17 protein-coding genes and 1 pseudogene are annotated in these 16169 nt (G+C 38.4%); 5 read left to right on the top strand and 13 right to left on the bottom strand.

The window, feature by feature from the left end:
- Positions 1 to 44: 44 nt before the first annotated feature.
- From JGC47_RS07730 to JGC47_RS07670, 13 genes are all read right to left on the bottom strand, one after another.
- On the bottom strand, positions 45 to 1136 hold the full coding sequence (locus JGC47_RS07730; RefSeq protein ID WP_004165412.1) for an EscU/YscU/HrcU family type III secretion system export apparatus switch protein: 1092 nt from the start codon (positions 1134 to 1136) through the stop codon (positions 45 to 47).
- A 14-nt stretch (positions 1137 to 1150) separates the two neighbouring features.
- Complete coding sequence (sctT, locus tag JGC47_RS07725; RefSeq protein ID WP_004157287.1) at positions 1151 to 1921, bottom strand: type III secretion system export apparatus subunit SctT; 771 nt, start codon at positions 1919 to 1921, stop codon at positions 1151 to 1153.
- Between the two features lie 12 nt (positions 1922 to 1933).
- Positions 1934 to 2188, bottom strand: a complete 255-nt coding sequence (sctS, locus tag JGC47_RS07720; RefSeq protein ID WP_004157286.1) for a type III secretion system export apparatus subunit SctS — start codon at positions 2186 to 2188, stop codon at positions 1934 to 1936.
- Positions 2185 to 2856 carry an EscR/YscR/HrcR family type III secretion system export apparatus protein gene (locus JGC47_RS07715; RefSeq protein WP_013036007.1) on the bottom strand — a complete coding sequence of 224 codons (672 nt, stop codon included), beginning with the start codon at positions 2854 to 2856 and terminating at the stop codon, positions 2185 to 2187. The genes sctS and JGC47_RS07715 overlap by 4 nt, the downstream gene beginning before the upstream one ends.
- Positions 2849 to 3772, bottom strand: coding sequence for a FliM/FliN family flagellar motor switch protein (locus tag JGC47_RS07710; protein ID WP_004157284.1), 924 nt, complete (start codon positions 3770 to 3772; stop codon positions 2849 to 2851). Before JGC47_RS07710 ends, JGC47_RS07715 begins: the two co-directional genes overlap by 8 nt.
- Positions 3769 to 4632, bottom strand: coding sequence for a SpaN/EivJ family type III secretion system needle length determinant (locus JGC47_RS07705; protein ID WP_004157283.1), 864 nt, complete (start codon positions 4630 to 4632; stop codon positions 3769 to 3771). Before JGC47_RS07705 ends, JGC47_RS07710 begins: the two co-directional genes overlap by 4 nt.
- Complete coding sequence (locus tag JGC47_RS07700; protein ID WP_004157282.1) at positions 4613 to 5083, bottom strand: hypothetical protein; 471 nt, start codon at positions 5081 to 5083, stop codon at positions 4613 to 4615. The genes JGC47_RS07705 and JGC47_RS07700 overlap by 20 nt, the downstream gene beginning before the upstream one ends.
- Positions 5058 to 6353: a type III secretion system ATPase SctN gene (sctN, locus tag JGC47_RS07695; RefSeq protein ID WP_004157280.1), complete on the bottom strand. Its 1296-nt coding sequence runs from the start codon at positions 6351 to 6353 to the stop codon at positions 5058 to 5060. Before sctN ends, JGC47_RS07700 begins: the two co-directional genes overlap by 26 nt.
- Positions 6354 to 6369: 16 nt before the next feature.
- Complete coding sequence (locus JGC47_RS07690; protein WP_004157278.1) at positions 6370 to 6777, bottom strand: InvB/SpaK family type III secretion system chaperone; 408 nt, start codon at positions 6775 to 6777, stop codon at positions 6370 to 6372.
- On the bottom strand, positions 6767 to 8836 hold the full coding sequence (locus JGC47_RS07685; protein ID WP_004162107.1) for an EscV/YscV/HrcV family type III secretion system export apparatus protein: 2070 nt from the start codon (positions 8834 to 8836) through the stop codon (positions 6767 to 6769). The genes JGC47_RS07690 and JGC47_RS07685 overlap by 11 nt, the downstream gene beginning before the upstream one ends.
- Positions 8837 to 8876: 40 nt before the next feature.
- Positions 8877 to 9989: an HrpJ domain-containing protein gene (locus tag JGC47_RS07680; RefSeq protein ID WP_004157276.1), complete on the bottom strand. Its 1113-nt coding sequence runs from the start codon at positions 9987 to 9989 to the stop codon at positions 8877 to 8879.
- Between the two features lie 10 nt (positions 9990 to 9999).
- Positions 10000 to 11661, bottom strand: coding sequence for a type III secretion system outer membrane ring subunit SctC (sctC, locus tag JGC47_RS07675; RefSeq protein WP_422111182.1), 1662 nt, complete (start codon positions 11659 to 11661; stop codon positions 10000 to 10002).
- Positions 11662 to 11757: 96 nt separating this feature from the next.
- The gene (locus JGC47_RS07670) at positions 11758 to 12624 is read right to left on the bottom strand and encodes a helix-turn-helix domain-containing protein (RefSeq protein ID WP_004157273.1); all 867 of its coding nucleotides are present in this window, start codon (positions 12622 to 12624) and stop codon (positions 11758 to 11760) included.
- A gap of 341 nt (positions 12625 to 12965) precedes the next feature.
- Here JGC47_RS07670 and JGC47_RS07665 point away from each other — a divergent pair, with 341 nt between their 5' ends.
- From JGC47_RS07665 to JGC47_RS07645, 5 genes and pseudogenes are all read left to right on the top strand, one after another.
- Positions 12966 to 14225: a PrgH/EprH family type III secretion apparatus protein gene (locus JGC47_RS07665; RefSeq protein ID WP_004157272.1), complete on the top strand. Its 1260-nt coding sequence runs from the start codon at positions 12966 to 12968 to the stop codon at positions 14223 to 14225.
- Positions 14203 to 14474, top strand: a pseudogene (gene sctF, locus JGC47_RS07660) (type III secretion system needle filament subunit SctF). Before JGC47_RS07665 ends, sctF begins: the two are co-directional and overlap by 23 nt.
- Positions 14475 to 14516: 42 nt before the next feature.
- Positions 14517 to 14840: a type III secretion system inner rod subunit SctI gene (gene sctI, locus JGC47_RS07655; protein ID WP_004157270.1), complete on the top strand. Its 324-nt coding sequence runs from the start codon at positions 14517 to 14519 to the stop codon at positions 14838 to 14840.
- Positions 14840 to 15619, top strand: coding sequence for a type III secretion system inner membrane ring lipoprotein SctJ (gene sctJ, locus JGC47_RS07650; RefSeq protein ID WP_013034867.1), 780 nt, complete (start codon positions 14840 to 14842; stop codon positions 15617 to 15619). The genes sctI and sctJ overlap by 1 nt, the downstream gene beginning before the upstream one ends.
- Positions 15609 to 16160: an oxidoreductase gene (locus tag JGC47_RS07645; protein WP_004157269.1), complete on the top strand. Its 552-nt coding sequence runs from the start codon at positions 15609 to 15611 to the stop codon at positions 16158 to 16160. Before sctJ ends, JGC47_RS07645 begins: the two co-directional genes overlap by 11 nt.
- Positions 16161 to 16169: the final 9 nt, after the last annotated feature.

Genomic DNA, 16169 nt, shown 5'->3' with positions numbered 1-16169 from the left:
CTATTCTTAATACAAAAAAAACGCACTGCCATTGTATGATGGCCTTATTGATTCATTGGGTGTTCATCGTTCTTAAGATCGCTCGGAGGTATTCCGTTTTCCATGCCTGTGATCTCTACCTGACGCAGCCAAATAAGAATATCCATAATTGCCATTAAATCATCATCATTGAGTGAAATAAAGCTGTGCTGAACGTATGATTTATAAAGACGTCGTGTCAAAAAAATATTGCGTACGACAGGGATTCCGATTTTCTCAGCATAGACCAACACAGCTCTGGCTTTAAAGTTAGAGGCTCGTAATGCAATGAAAGGTAAAGGGGCTAATTCGGGATTAAAAAAAATTGCCATAGCAATATGAGTTGGATTTACCATAATTACCGACGATTTTCTTACAGCCGCCATCTCTTCCCCGGAAAGCAGTTCCTGATGGGCTCTTCGCCTGGCACTTTTTATTTGTGGGTTTCCGTCACTTTCTTTACGCTCTTGTTTAACCTCATGTTTATCCATTTTTAAATCTTTAACATGTAGAAAATATTCCATGATAAAATCAGCACACAGAACAACTAACGAGTAAGCAATAAATATCGTAACCGCTTTGACGGTCAATGACAGCATACTCACGATCAACTGTGCGATTCCAGCATAGTGAATGACCAGTGCATGTTTTAGATCATTAACGATAAGATTGTAACAAGTGCATGAGAAAACCATCAGATAGCACAGAGATTTTACGAATTCCTTTATAGTTCTCATGCTAAAAATCCTTTTTAAACCTTCTACAGGATTTAAAGCTTTGAAGTTAAGCTTAAGAGCTTGCGTGGCGATAGTAAAGCGGGTTTGACACAACGTGGCTATCATTCCAGAAAGAGTACAAATGCCTATTAAAGGGAATGAAAGCCCTAAAAAAATGTACATCATTTGTAGCATAAAATCATTGATGTTTACTGATGATACATCGATCAGAATATTAGTATAACAGTCAATGAAACGGCTGAAATCCATACCATGCAGTAGAAAGTAGCTACCTGAAATGAGAGTGACTGTTGTAACAAAATCCTTAATTTTTAAAGAATGTCCCTTTTTGGCCGAATCTTTACGTTTTTTTTCCGTCGGTAGTTCTGTCTTTTGTGCCATTATGCAATCAACCTTTATAATCCCGGGAAGAATTCTTCAAATATTTCAATAGAGAAAGTATTCAGTGGCTTTTCCGCTAAAGCATGGAAACCGTAATAAAAGAAAATTATGAAGGTGATGAAGCTTTTTATGGTGAGCGAAAGCGAAAAGGGGTTGAGCTGCGGGCAATAACGAGCAAATACTCCCAATAATATCTCCGCTATCATCATGACTATGATAACTGGTGCAGCCAGCATAATACTGCTCTCAACTACAATAACTAAAACCCTGCCGGCTTCTTGCCAGTGAAACCCTGACCACCTACTACCCGGAGGTAAAAACTGATAACTTTCGGTGAATGCCTCCAGCATTAAGCACATGCCGTTATTAATGAAGAATATTATACCAAATGTAAAATTAAGCAGGCCAGATAATATAGAGTTCTGACCGCCATTCAAGGGGTCAATATTGTCTGCCATCGAAGCTCCTCGTTGGTTATCAAGAATTTCACCAAGCCCAATGACAATCCAAAATGGAAGACACAATACAGTTGCAAGGATTAAACCAACAATAGATTCCTGAACCAGCAGCAAGTACCAGCTTTGCTCAGGTATCACAACGGTTTCAAAGCAGGGCCATAAACCGATTATAGTCAAGGTGATGATTGCATTCTTTATTATTAAATGAGAAAAAATTCGCTCACCTAATATGGGGAGCATATAAAAGACTACAGCCAGCCGCGCATAAGCTATTGCAAAAATCAACAAGTAGTGCTGGAAATTAAAGTAGAGTGAAAGAAACAGCATATTTATACCGTATTAATTCAAAGCCATTGAGAACGCTTGATTAGCAAAATTCAACATCTCAGCAGAAAACCACTCAATTAACATGAAGATACTTGCAAATACTGCCAACATTTTCAAACCAAAAGGTAAAGTTTGCTCCTGTATTTGCATAATTGTTTGAAAAAGACCAACGACGATTCCAACCAGGGTAGCAAATGCAACAGGTACTGCTGTCAGTTTTAATACAACAACTAAAGCAGCATTGCTTATAAATAACGTATTGTTCATGATGTCATAAGTTCAGCATATTGTGCAATAAGCCCTTTAGTCAGCAAGCTCCAACCATCCATTGCAACAAAAAGGATTAGTTTTATGGGAATCGAAATTGTCACCGGACTCATCATCATCATGCCTAATGCAAGTAAAATACTAGATACAACCATATCAATCACGACAAATGGGATATAAATATAAAAGGCAATCCTGAAGGCACTCTGAATTTCACTTAGTGCGTAAGCAGGCATCAGGGTCATCAGTGGCAATCTAGTCAATTCATGTTCAAAGGTATTGGCTACATTATCATCATTATTCCTCTGTTGAACCTTATTAAAGAAATGAATCAGATCATGGTCAGAATAATGCACAAGATATTCACGATAACCGTCCAAACCATCATTTACAAACTGTGAAAAAGCGCTGCTTTGATTAAAATCAATATGTCTCGTTTCGACGTCATCAATAATACGCTGGCATACAGGCATCATTATAAATGCAGTTAAAATAAGCGAAATACCATTCAGAGTAAGGTTAGAAGGTACTTGCTGTATACCTAAGGCATTTCGCATCATCACTAATACGATTGAAAATTTGATGAAACAAGTACCACCTGCGATAATGAATGGGAGCAGAGTGAAAAATGAGAGCACCGCAATTAAAGAAATATCATTATTAAGCATTGTAGATATCCATATCATCTACAGAGACTGTATTAACCTGCTTGATCTCTACAGCCAGATTACCGTTATCGAGTGCCACCAATTCACCTCGAGCAAAGAACTTTCGGTTCAAATAGATCTTTACACGCTGCTCCGCACAATCATTTAGAGGAAATAACGTCCCCGGCTCTATTGTGTCCAGTTCTGCCAAAGTGACTGACTTACTATCGAGCACAAATTCAATTTCAATTGGGAGATCTGACCATCTGTTTAGCGTTTCATCCTCATCACGGCATTCATCATATCCATCTGTGAACTTTTCAAGCACAGCTACCTCCTTATTATCATTAAGACTCAAATGATATAGTTTAATTTTTCCTATCCGTAGTGATGCTGATTGATGTTGTATTAACAACAAGTCTCCTACAGCCATATCAACAATCAATAATATGGGTAACTGACTACGTCCCAAGTGTATATCTATTATAAAAGTTATGCAGTATTGCTTAAGATGCCAGCTGCGAAGAGTAGAATTTTCGTCCTCCGTCCAGTTCAGGCACAGTAGCGGGCAAGGTTTAGCTGGTAAACAGAGTATTTTCTTTGGTAATGAGGTGTGCGCTAATTCAATTTTTTCAACATTCCACTCTTTTGCCTTTAATATAAATGAAAGATTCAGACTCTTTAACCACCGGATCAGGTAGCTTAATGGGACCTGATGCCACGGGATGCCAGGCAGCGGGTGAGCCATTTCCTGCAACCAATCATCGACATTGATTAATATTTCATTTTGTACCTCAAAATCATTCTTTAGAAGAAGTTGCAAATAACGACCTTCCGAACTCAAATCAATCACTTCACTACCAACATGTTTATTTTTTAGTAATTCAAGTGCTCTTTGGCCCCGATTTACCTGACGTAAATGTCGACGTAGACTCATTCTTTCTCTTCTTCATCCTGATGATGTTGACGTTCATCTTTATCCTGTTGTTGCAGAAGGAGGTCTGACATGCGGTGCATTGAACGATCCATATTTCTGAATAGTGCATCGGCCACCCGTGTGTCAGATGGTAATAAAATAATTTTACCGTCGCGATTTAAATCAGCAGGAATTAAAACTTTCACCGTATGATCGCCTGTCCAGCGCTGGAACTGATAAACCAGGTCAACATCCCGTTTATCAGCGCGAGTCTCGCTCATACTCCCAGCGTTTTTAGCGCACAACATAGGCTGTTGCATCCTTGACCGGCGCATGTTTTCGCCACGCGATGTATTATCTTCTCCAAACGAAACCGGATCTCCTTGAGCAGTTGGAACTAAAATAGGGTTCTCATGCAGGCTGAACTCTTCATTTTCAGCCAGTCCAGCCACTTGCCTGGAAAGCTTTGTTATGCTGACAGAGTTCCTTTCATCCGTTGCTGAAACAATCCTATTAGATTGATCACAGCTCTCCTTATCTTTTGAATCTTTACCCGTAAGTTGCTGAGATATAATATTTTTATCACTTAATTTACTGTAGTAACCATGCTTATCGACACAAAGTTTCAAAACGCAAAACTTTTCTTTATCACTAAGGGATGAATATATTTTTTCCGTTATATGATGATCATTTTTTAATTCCCCACCACGCGCTATTCGGGCGGCAGAAGATTGCTGGGTGTTTAGCTGTAAAATGTAGGCTTCACCAGCTTCGTCTGATTCATTCTTTTTTCTTAGCATTTTTTCGAAATATTTATCTTGGGATGATTCATCACTCTCAATGGAACGTTCTGTAGTTATATCAGAGTTTACTCTTATCATAGCAAATTAACTCCAGTTCATCATCTTCAGTATGGTTATCACTACGCATACGATAGTCAGTGTATTGCCTGTATATATTACAAGAGATTTTATGGTGCTTTTTCTCCAGAAAACATTTTTCAGATTGATAATTCTGGAGTGCTTGCTCTTGCCTCATTTTTTCATCATCAAGCTGATTTAACTTAATGATATAAAGTTGTTGGCGCGATAGTAAAACTCCTTGCCTCCTGATGTTTCTGTATATTTCAGATCTATTGAGCACGCCTGAAGGAATAAATCTATTAAGTTGCTGCTTTAATAAATTATACTCACGAATCTGCTCATTAATGAGTAAATTAAGTTGACTTAAATGACTTTTAATTTTAACAATTTTCAAGTCAATAATTGATCTTCTGTATTTGAGCAGAATAATTAATTGACGACCACTATGCCAGGCATCCATATAATTCATCCAGACAGGTCGATATTGCGATTTTCTCTGTCACGTCTTGTTTTAAAAATGCTTCCATTTGTATGCTCTTATCAATTGCAATATCGTTTTTTTCGTTTTCACCCCGGCGATATTCCCCTAAATCGATAAATAATTGCATCTCACTTTGTCGCTGCAATAAATCTCGGAAACTGTTTGCCATTTGCTGCTGATGACAATTTGTAACTTGTGAAAAAACTCGACTGAGGCTGTTAAGAACATTAATTGCCGGATAATGCCCTTTAGCGGCGAGTTTACGGCTCAGGTATATATGCCCATCCAATATCGATCGTACTTCATCACCGATTATATCTGGCTCTTCTTCATTTTCAATTAGCACAGTATAGAATGCTGTGATCGTACCGGTGATGAAACAACCAGGCCGCTCGAGCAGCTTTGGTAATGCCTCAAATACCGATGCTGGATAGCCACGGCGCGCTGGCATTTCTCCCATACTCAGGGCAACATCACGTAACGCACGTGCATAACGGGTAATTGAGTCAATAAAAAGTAGTACATTTTTGCCCATATCACTGAAATACTCGGCAATGCTTGATGCGATTTGTGCGGCGTTAGTACGTTCTACTGAAGAGCGATCTGAGGTCGCATAAACTAATATCACTCGTGAACGTCGCGAAGAATGTCGCATAGATTCAACAAACTCAGTAACTTCTCGTCCTCGTTCACCAATAAGGCCTATAACATATATATCCGCTTGTGAATGCTCGATGAGCATATTCATCAGCGATGTTTTACCACAGCCTGCTGTCGCAAAAATTCCGACTCGTTGGCCCTGTCCACATGTTAGTAACCCATCAATGGCACGAATCCCAGTTAGCAATGGTTCAGTTATCGTTTTACGCAAGCTAAAATCACGCGCCGCCCCGCAGGCCATGATACTCTTTGTACCCGTTAAAGGAGTAACTGGCACATCATCCAGACGCCCTCTGATTATCCCGGTAGCATCAATTATTGCACCTGAAATTCCTTGATGCACATCAACGCGCAAAGGTTTACCTGTTGCTAACAATACGTTTTCACGTGAAAACCCCTGGCTATCGGTTAAGAGGCTTAAGAATGTATGTTCTTTATTGAATCCGGTTACCTGGGCTAGCCCTAAGACTTGACTTTCAACTAATGATTTTTGAATTTCACAAATTTCTCCAATCTTTGTGTCTGGAAGGTATGCTTCTATCACATTTCCCTGGATACGTAGTGGATGAGCAAGACGCACTAACATCTGTGTTAACATAGTTACCCTTATGCTATTAAGCCAAAACACTACGATAGTTCAGCATGATAGTGAGGTAATGATCTAACACGGTCAGGAATTCATTAGCAGACACTAAATGCTTCTCAATGACTTGTGCTCGTAGTTCAAGCTGTCCATCTACAGGGTATAAGCAAGGCTGCCCTGTAATGAAGAATTCTTCATGGTAATCAAACATTAATGGTAAAAGATTGATACTGCAGTAAGCAAGTGAAGGAATACTATATTCGCCGAGCTTTGCCCAAAGCCATACCTCATCATCTATACTTTTTATATTAATAGCAGGGATGTCATCCTTCATATTCAAAGAAATCGTTGAGTGGTTACTTAAATCATCACTGATAAATTCAGACATGCCAGCTTCTTTAAGCATAGTTGAAATTAGTTGTGCAACATCATATTTCATTTACACCCTCACTATAATTTTCCAACGAACCAATGACGTCAACTTCTACGCCGGCAGAGACCTCACCAAAAGAGAGTACATCTAATTCAGGATAAGTCCCTTCAATAATTGTTTTAGCGAAACGTCTTATATCCATAGATACCATTAGAATAACATCCCTCGCATTCACCCTATTGTTTTTAAGGCAAACCCCCAGGGATTTTATAATATCCTCTATTTCATTAGGTGGTAGATTGATAAATGTGCCACCTGATGTCTGGCGGATCCCATCGCGGATGATATTTTCCATATCATGTGACATTACCACAGTTCTGATACGTCCGTGTGCGGAGAATCTGTTGGAAATATAGCGTGCTAAGACACCACGCACATGTTCAACCAACATAATAGGATCTTTTTCCTTGGGAGCCCATTGCACTAAAGCTTCCAAAATCAACCGCATATTTCTGATTGAGATACGCTCCTTAAGTAACCGTTGAAATACCTCAGTAATTCGCTGAACCGTGTTGTTGCGATAGCACTCTTTCAGCAAGTCAGGATATTTCTTTTCAAGATCGTCAAGTAACATCTTAGCTTCCTGAATACCAAAAAATTCAGAAATATCGTGAACAAGTAAAGAAGATATGCAAGAATAGGATTCATCAATTGCATTTCTAGAATAAAAACCAAGTTTAAAAGCAGCTCCATGTCTATGTTCAGGTATCCAATAGGCATGACCCTGAGAGGTACTTATCACCCTTACGTTGTCGTCTATCAACTTCAACTCATCTCCTCTGAAAAGAATTTTGTGCATTTCAGGGAAAAAATCATAGCTCGCAACTTTTATTTCATTAATAGCGACAGTCAACTTTCCCTGTTCAGCATGCTGGTCATAATTCATAATTAAATCAGGTAGACGAACACCGTACTCTATGAAGAAATGACGTTTTAGTAAAGAGGGGAAGTTATTTTTAGTAATATATCTTTCATAACCACTCCATGCACTGACAATAAGCGGCACAGTCTCAGGGATGTATTCCCCATCTATTACTACAGGCTTATTTTTGACTGTGGACTGTTCTGTAATCCCTGCCTCATCTGGACTTAGAGTGTTATTTTTATTGTATTTACCCTTGTAAAAAACACCTATTAAAATGATAGCTAACAAGAGAAAAACAACTAAAGGAAATCCTGGCAATAAGCCCAATGTCACGGCAAGGATTGCTGTTATTACTAATGTAGACTTATTGAGAAAAAGATCCTGTAGTATCTTAGCACCCAGATTTGAATTTTCGTTGTTATTAACACGAGTTACAATTAGCCCCCCGCTAATTGAGATGAGCAAAGCAGGGATCTGCGCCACTAAAGCCTCACCAATAGTCAATAATGCATATATGGATAGCGCATGTGATATATTCATACCTTTCTGTACTACTCCAATAGCAAGCCCTCCAAGCAGGTTAACCAAAATAATAATTATTCCAGCAATAGCATCGCCTTTAATAAACTTCATTGCGCCATCGAGAGCACCATAAAGCTGGCTTTCAGCTTCAAGGTCACTACGACGCTGCCTGACTCCCTCTTCATCGATCACTCCCGCCTTAAGGTCAGCATCGATACTCATTTGCTTACCCGGCATGGCATCTAAAGAAAAGCGAGCTGCAACCTCTGCAATTCGCTCAGATCCTTTTGTGATAACGATAAATTGCACCACTGTGACGATGAAGAAGATAACCATCCCTACAACCAGACTATCGGCAATAACGAACTGGCCAAAGCTGGCAATGATTTCACCGGCATCCGCATCCGTCAGAACCAAACGGCTAGTACTGATAGAGATAGCCAGACGGAATATGGTACTGATCATAATCATCGATGGGAAAGTCGAAAAATCCAGAATTCTACTGATATAAAAAGACCCGATGAAAATCAATAAGGCCATTATTAAATTAAGAGCGATAAAAAAGTCAACTAAATAAGTTGGCAGTGGAATAATCAACATCACTACGACCATAATCATCATCAACAAGACGATAAGTTCAGGACGTGTTCGCAATTGAAAAATGATATTGTTTAGCATAAACACCAGTAATTTACATTAAGATGACTCAATTTATATTTTACTGAGGGTATCTTTCATAGATAATTAAATTTCGCTCTTTTCTGTGTAGTGAGTCCAACAACGTTGAGAGAAATGTAATTGTTGCTGCATGATAGCCTAGGTTTGCATAAAGAAAATCAGGAGTATTATTATAAACGTTTATAAATATCTGAACCACTGTCGCCTGCCTGTTGACAGGCATTTCTGACATAAAATCATTTTTAAAGTTATTAAAAGCCTGAGCTAATTCATCGACATTAATCAATCCAGTTATATATAGATTTAATATATACTCATCAATAATTATTTCTTTATTGAATTCCGTCATGCTGCTAAAAGAAAAATTCCGAAAATAGATCGTTAACTTCAGATCAAGCGTTCGAAGTATACGTACATCTGAATGTCTTGTAGATAGCGGTCCAAATTCATGTAAATGGATTCCCGGTACACTGGCTTTCATATCAGCGATGAGCGCAGTACGTATGAATAACATCACCCGTTTGCGATAATTAAAACCAAACTCATGAATCCAGTCTTGATAAAGATAGGTTGCAGGCACTTCAAGTTCAAGAAAACGAAGATAACAATTACGCAGGTCTTTTGCAGTTATTTTACAATCCTTGTTAATTTTGCTAAATTGTTTGGCTATGCCCCCTACGTTTGCTGATGATTGAATTTTTTTTCGATCGCCAAAAGCATTCAAATCAACAAGTGCTTCCTTTACCTTTCTCTTCTGAGCATCAGATAATTTTCGGCTCAGAAGCATCTCACGTAACGCTTGTAACAAATCCCATTCATTCGGAAATAACTGACGTGCATAATTAAGAATAGAAGTTTGGTCTTGGAATTTTGAGATCTGTTTAATCAAAATGAAAATTTTTTCATCGGCATTTTCTTCAAGAATAGCTGTAACAGTGTCATTGTCAGAACTGTCGTTCTTTCGCCCAATCTTGCTGGTCCTTCCAAGACTACTCAATGAGTCTGCTAATTCCTCAGCGATATTACTCAATTTCTCATTATGATCTACCAATTCTGAACTCGAAGATGACTTTTTAGATATGTTTAAATCGCTTTTATTGTCATCCAGGATGTTATTAAGCGCACCTGCCAGTGGTAAACGCTGGATTTCCATAACTTCTTCCTCATTTTTGATTCATAACTTCTCTCAACATAGATACCGTTGATCTCAGCCTTATATCTTTACCTTCAGAATTTATGCCAATAACCGGATTCTCGTTCTGACGTCCTTGCCATGTTTCTCCGTTATCTAATAACCGCGGATGAATGAGAAACAAGCGAACCATTTTAGTTTGGCTTTTGTAGCTATAATCAAATAACTTTCCTAAATAAGGAATATCTCGTAATAAAGGAATGCCTATATCATGGTATTCATCTTGATTACGACTATATCCTCCCACCAATAAGCTATATCCCAAAGGAACACGTGCTTCAGTGCTAATTTGCGTGTTACTGATTACCGGCAGGCTGTCGATATGAGCAGAATCTCCACTGGCATCACGTGGTGCGGTACCATCATGTATATCAAGGATCATCTCGATTTCATGCTGACGTTCTGCCAGACGCGGCAGTACGCTTATCATAGTTCCATAGGTTATTTTCTCTAATGAAGAATTTCGTTCTCCTACCAGCCTTGCGTAAAAGCTACTATTGTTATCGAAAAGAGCGGGTACATTCTCCTGAGTCAGAATTTCAGGACGTGAAATAACCTGTGCAGACCCTGATTTAACCAATGCAGATACATTTGCAAGGAAGTTGATACTACTTTCTGGCGTCAACGAACTGGTGCCGAATATGACACCAGTACTACTTATTTTGGTAGATCCACTCCACTGCACACCCAATTCGTTAATATCTTCTTTCGAAATATCTATGATCCATAATGAGAGTTGAATTTGACGTTTAGCAATATCAATAGCTCGAATCAAATCCTCTACAAAACTGACCTGGCGCTCAGTCCCCATTACAAGCAAACTATTGGTATCTGAATAAGCAACTATGTTGACAGAATCACTACTTACTCTGGCTGACTCGCTATTATCAGCCACCACTTCTTCGCCCGGTAAATCATTTATATACGACTTAAAGTGACCTCTCCTGTTCATTGTAACTGGTTGATTCGCATCGTGCACTTCGTCCTCTACACTTATTTTAGCACCTCCTAAAGCCGAGAAATTTCTACTGCTATTGAGTAACTTATTTAATACAGATGCAACTCCAGGTATGGTAAGTGGCAAATCTCGTTGTGTGTAGTTCCGATCGTTAACGAAGGAGTTATTAAGTTTTATGACACGCACGGTCACTTTACCAGTTCCAGGCCTTGAATAAGACGAATCAATATATTTTGCAGCTGCCTTGACCAGCTCTACGTAAACTGGTGGACCCGAAACATAGAATGAACCAGATTGTCCATCTGAACGTAACGGGAAACGCACGTCATACAATTCTGATGATTTTAAATAAGCAACCAACCGGTCGAAGGTAGCATATGAAAGACGTATTACAATGTTTTTCATCTCATTCGAGTCATAGACATATATCGAACTACCATCGTCGTACCATATAAGTCCTGTACGCGTAGCCAAATTAGCTAAGAGTTTCATGGGATCGTTGAGGTCAAAATTTCCTGTAACACGCTTTTTAGCAGCTTCACTACTTACAATGACAGGCTTATGCATTTCTCCTGCAATAACATTCAAAACTTGTTGGACACTATTATCACTGGCAACATATATATTATCTGCCTCAAAAGCAGTTTCTTTTTTTCTATCTTTATCGCTGCGCACATCTCTTTCGTTCAGAAATTCTGCTGACGTATGGGTGCTAAAAAAAGTGAAAAAACAACTATAATCAATTTATAGGAAAGTTTTTTGACTAAACATTCATTCATAAAAAAACCCTTTTAAGTCCTTAAATTCTCGTGGTCGAATACCGAAAATAGACTTAATCTCACTTGAGAAATGCGAGGAAGATGCATATCCATTATTCCCCGCAATGGTTGCTATTGAATTATCCTTCTCTATCAGCTGTAAAGCACTGTGAGAAGCTCTCCAAATTCGTAACTGTTTTTTTGGCCCACGAGAGAATGTATTATGACAAAGCTTCCTAAAATAAGACTCTGAAACGCCATAACTCTTGCTAGCGTTATAAAGCCTGTCAGCACTGCTATCTTTATCTTCTTTCAATAACTGAGACAGCAGGAAGTGAGATATCCAATAATTTTCAATCCTTCTGATGAAATTCAAAAAATTTTCTATCCCATAATCAACAGGCCTCAATCTTCTACTGATAAGCAGTGCCATCAAGCACTTGCCGCTATAATGCACTTTAGAAATATAAAACCGATCACTTTGAATTATCAAAGACTCATCATAGTAATCTCCAGTTTTGGGGTGAATAAGCCGACAGGGGTTTGAATGATAATCTAAAAATGAAATGAGTATCGCAACCTGCGGCATGGAGAGCTGTTCAAAAAACCAGTCTCCGGTAACCTCTATTTCTAATGTATCAACAGATGCCAGTACGCTGGATTGGTTTATTCTTATCTCTCCATCGATTCCGTTGTTGTTTGCCGATAAAGCTAAAAAGGATGCCGCATTCAAAGGTTTTGCGAAAATCAGTGAGTTATTCAATTTAATGACATCATTTGCCGTATGGTTTACAGTAGAAGTCGATCTATTACCACCACTTTTCAGGAGAAATCGTTTACTCCCTCTACACTGAACAGCTTTTGAATAAAAAGTTCCCATAGCGCCTCATATGTTTCACTTCTGAGATATAAACGATGATCAACATATTAAAATGTATATCAGATTGAATATGCCGGTCAACTCGATTTCTAAAAATTAACCTTTTTATAAAATATATTTATTTTTTTTCAAAATAATATCAAAGAGAATATTTGCGTTTGCCTAAATGAATCGTTAATATACAGACGCATTATTAAAAGGCATATATTAAATTTGGCACTGCAAAACTTTATCTGGTGATTGACGATAAATATATCGACTCTGAAATCAATTTTTTCAACCTTCATGAAGGTCAATTGTAGAACTTTTCATTACCTCTATTATGCTAATGGCAGATTTTTATGATCAGTAATATGAATGATACAAGTACGACTAAATCAGCTTACTGTAATAATACACACTTTACTTTGAAGATCCTTTTCGGCCCGATGTTTGGCTGCGAGTTGCAGCTTACCAACGAAGATTACTTTATTATTATTGATCCGCAATCTGCATTGGACTCTGCTGATTCAGTGCACTATGCTTCTAGTACTCTGTATATACCTTGTGATTTGCCTTCACCTAATATTTTATTATCGCTATCAAAGGTCTATCAGGACGATGCAACCATATGTGTTGATGTGACAATTAACCGTCTAAACCACAATTACCAATCTGTACTCCATGAAAATGAGATTTTTTGTGATGAACATATCCGGTTTGCTTTCAAACGTAATGAGGAATTATGGCATGAAAAAATAAAAAATTATAGTTTCAACCAAGCTCTGCAAACCCGTTCTGAGCATAATAAATCACTCTCACCAAAAAACACTAACTCCAGGGTCATCTCATCGGTATTGGCCCTACTTGTAGTTTTAGTAGTCATCTCTACTGGTTATTTCTACAAAGTAGATGAATACGAACATCATGTATCCACTCTGAATGAAACACTTTCAGACGCTTCCTTCCCTTACGACATTGTTAAAGACAGGGATAATAGATTTATATACATATTAGTTTCTAACCTGTATGATCTGGAATGGCTTAAAGAAGCTCTTTTTAAACTTAAGGAAAAAACCAGTGTAGTTCCTGTATGGATCTCACAACAAAAAAAAGTCGTCGTTTCTCAATTGCTGCAGGTCGGCTATCCGGTATTACAGCTTGCATACAATACCCCTCTACAACCTGTCATTACTGTATCTCGCCAATTAACTTCAAATGAAGAAGAGTCCTTGAAAATAGCAGTATTAAAAAATATTCCTTTCGCAACAGAAGTGGTAATAACTATTAAATCTAAAGAGCAACTATTGTCTGAGGCTCGCAATGGTTTGGACAGACTGAACATACATTATCGCCAAATCAATACAAACACTGGTTATAGTTTAATTGTTCGCGATGCGCTTAGCGACGTAATAATCAGTGCTCTGAGACATTTCATTCAGGAATTCGAATTAAAATGGGGGAATAGTATCGTCAATTTTTCAATCAATCTCGAAGAAAACTGGCTTGTTAATAAGTCTTACATTGATTCAACTGACGGTTACCTTTTTTTGAATCCACAACACTGGTACTTTCCAATCAATTCAGGAGAAATAAAAAGTGACAGATCCTATCCAAGATAAAGGCACACCAAGTTCAGAAAAGGGGCATTTTTTAAATAACATTTCTGAGGCGTTCGAGGATGGGGCAAAAAATATGATGCTTGCCCTCAACGTTGCTCAAGCTAACCTTGAACTTAACCCTTCCGATCCTTCAGTACTGGCTAGTTATCAAGCAAGCTGCAAGAATATACTTTATTCCGGAACGCTCAAACCAGCACCATAAAAGCTTATAAAGATATTGCTGCCGCAATAATACAGAATTTTCGTTAACCTTTACACGGGGTTATCCCGCAAATTACACTGAGGATATATATGAGCTATCATCCTGTAAATTTATCTTCGTTAATACGATTAGCACCCGACACACTAAATAGTGAAGCTGAGAATACGATCATTTCGCATAACCAAACGTTCAACGACCTCGTATCCAGCACCTTCAAGGATTTCAGTGAAAAAAATATTCATTATAAAAGCATGATTAATACCTTAAGTGAATCGCCACAATTGACTGGTAACCCTGAGTATCTCGCAAGGCTGCAAAACTATGTTGGCGAATACACTAATTATATTTCACTCGTCACCACTCTTGCACGTAAAGGGATCAGCGCTATCGAAACTTTGGAAAAATCGCAATAATGGTGAGGAAACTCGTACATATTTTTTTTGTTATCATATCAGCTGGATTATTATCTGCTTGTAATAACCAAAAGTTATTAGAAAATCTAACTCAGGAGCAAGCTAACCAAGTACTGGCTATTTTACTGCAGCATAATATCTCTGCTCAAAAAAGTGGTGCTGCAAAAGAGGGCTATGCTATAAACATTAGTCAACAAGAAAACACAGTAGCTCTTTCGATTATTAACCAATATCAGCTTCCATGGTCAGCTGATATCGAGATTGGCCAGGCGTTTCCTGAAAGTGCTCTTGTTGCCTCACCAAATGCTGAACAGACAAGAGTCCTTTCTTTACTAGAACAAAGATTGGGTCAGTCATTGAGGGTGATCAATCAAGTAGTTAATGCACGCGTACATATCAGCTATCCCGGTTTCAGAAGTGATAAGGGGAACAAAACTGCAGTCAACCATGTAGGTGTACTCATCTCTTATAAAGGCGATATAGATGATAACCTTTTCATTTCTCAGATCAAATCATTTATAAAGAATAGTCTTAATGATGTGCGTTACGAAAATATTTCAGTAGTTCTGTTCGATGCCCCTGTCATCCAGTATTCTTCACCGATAAAGGCTTCGAGTTCGCGATTATGGTTATGGTTTATACTTGTGATCATTTGCACTATTACAGCCATAGGCTTACTCGTTTTTTTTATGAAAAGGTCCGCAAGCCCTCTCAATAACAATAATATTGAGCTGATAAAAGCGAATGATAATAAGGAGTCATCAGGTGATGTTCCTTAAAGAGGAAAAACTGCTAGATATTTTGTATCGTCCAGCTGATTATACCCATCCTACTTATCTGACCGGCCATTTACAGGAGTATACATGCCGAGATGAACTTTTAAATTTTTGGCTAATTTCTCACTATCAACTCGAGGATTTGCCTGCACATTGGCAAGCTGACGACAAGGTATTGTTACTTGTCCTGACGCATTGGGAGCACATGCCTTCTGCTGCTCACCTTGTAGGAGGTTATCTATTACGCGCTCAACTGCTCAGTCAATGTGCAGTATTAATGGCAGATTCAAGGTTACTTGCATTTATTTCTCTGCCATTGTTCCATCATATTCCATCACCCATACTGCTCCGAAGTATTGATACAACAGCCTTGGGGGTTGCTTTCATCCTCAGTCAGATTCACCCACTGCCCTTTGCGCTCAAGAAGCGCCTGCTATTGAGTTTTCCTGCTGATATTAAGCTGCCTCAGCTCGATATAGTTAGAACTCCTGAACATTTCAATCTTTTAAAGACGGCAATCAACTATGCGATTCATTTCGAGTAAAGAATTACC

The sequence above is a fragment of the Erwinia amylovora genome, assembly GCF_017161565.1.
GTDB classification, from domain to species: Bacteria; Pseudomonadota; Gammaproteobacteria; order Enterobacterales; family Enterobacteriaceae; genus Erwinia; species Erwinia amylovora.
This window is presented reverse-complemented; position numbering and strand designations above follow the sequence as displayed.

Bases quoted from the DNA above. Each gene is read 5' to 3' on its own strand.
- sctI (WP_004157270.1), top strand. From the start codon at position 14,517: ATGAGCTATCATCCTGTAAATTTATCTTCGTTAATACGATTAGCACCC.
- JGC47_RS07665 (WP_004157272.1), top strand. From the start codon at position 12,966: ATGATCAGTAATATGAATGATACAAGTACGACTAAATCAGCTTACTGT.
- JGC47_RS07710 (WP_004157284.1), bottom strand. From the start codon at position 3,772: ATGAGTCTACGTCGACATTTACGTCAGGTAAATCGGGGCCAAAGAGCA.
- JGC47_RS07690 (WP_004157278.1), bottom strand. From the start codon at position 6,777: ATGAAATATGATGTTGCACAACTAATTTCAACTATGCTTAAAGAAGCT.
- sctJ (WP_013034867.1), top strand. From the start codon at position 14,840: ATGGTGAGGAAACTCGTACATATTTTTTTTGTTATCATATCAGCTGGA.
- JGC47_RS07670 (WP_004157273.1), bottom strand. From the start codon at position 12,624: ATGGGAACTTTTTATTCAAAAGCTGTTCAGTGTAGAGGGAGTAAACGA.
- JGC47_RS07680 (WP_004157276.1), bottom strand. From the start codon at position 9,989: ATGGAAATCCAGCGTTTACCACTGGCAGGTGCGCTTAATAACATCCTG.
- sctS (WP_004157286.1), bottom strand. From the start codon at position 2,188: ATGAACAATACGTTATTTATAAGCAATGCTGCTTTAGTTGTTGTATTA.
- JGC47_RS07715 (WP_013036007.1), bottom strand. From the start codon at position 2,856: ATGCTTAATAATGATATTTCTTTAATTGCGGTGCTCTCATTTTTCACT.
- JGC47_RS07730 (WP_004165412.1), bottom strand. From the start codon at position 1,136: ATGGCACAAAAGACAGAACTACCGACGGAAAAAAAACGTAAAGATTCG.
- JGC47_RS07705 (WP_004157283.1), bottom strand. From the start codon at position 4,632: ATGATAAGAGTAAACTCTGATATAACTACAGAACGTTCCATTGAGAGT.
- sctT (WP_004157287.1), bottom strand. From the start codon at position 1,921: ATGCTGTTTCTTTCACTCTACTTTAATTTCCAGCACTACTTGTTGATT.
- JGC47_RS07700 (WP_004157282.1), bottom strand. From the start codon at position 5,083: ATGAATTATATGGATGCCTGGCATAGTGGTCGTCAATTAATTATTCTG.
- sctN (WP_004157280.1), bottom strand. From the start codon at position 6,353: ATGTTAACACAGATGTTAGTGCGTCTTGCTCATCCACTACGTATCCAG.
- JGC47_RS07685 (WP_004162107.1), bottom strand. From the start codon at position 8,836: ATGCTAAACAATATCATTTTTCAATTGCGAACACGTCCTGAACTTATC.
- JGC47_RS07645 (WP_004157269.1), top strand. From the start codon at position 15,609: ATGTTCCTTAAAGAGGAAAAACTGCTAGATATTTTGTATCGTCCAGCT.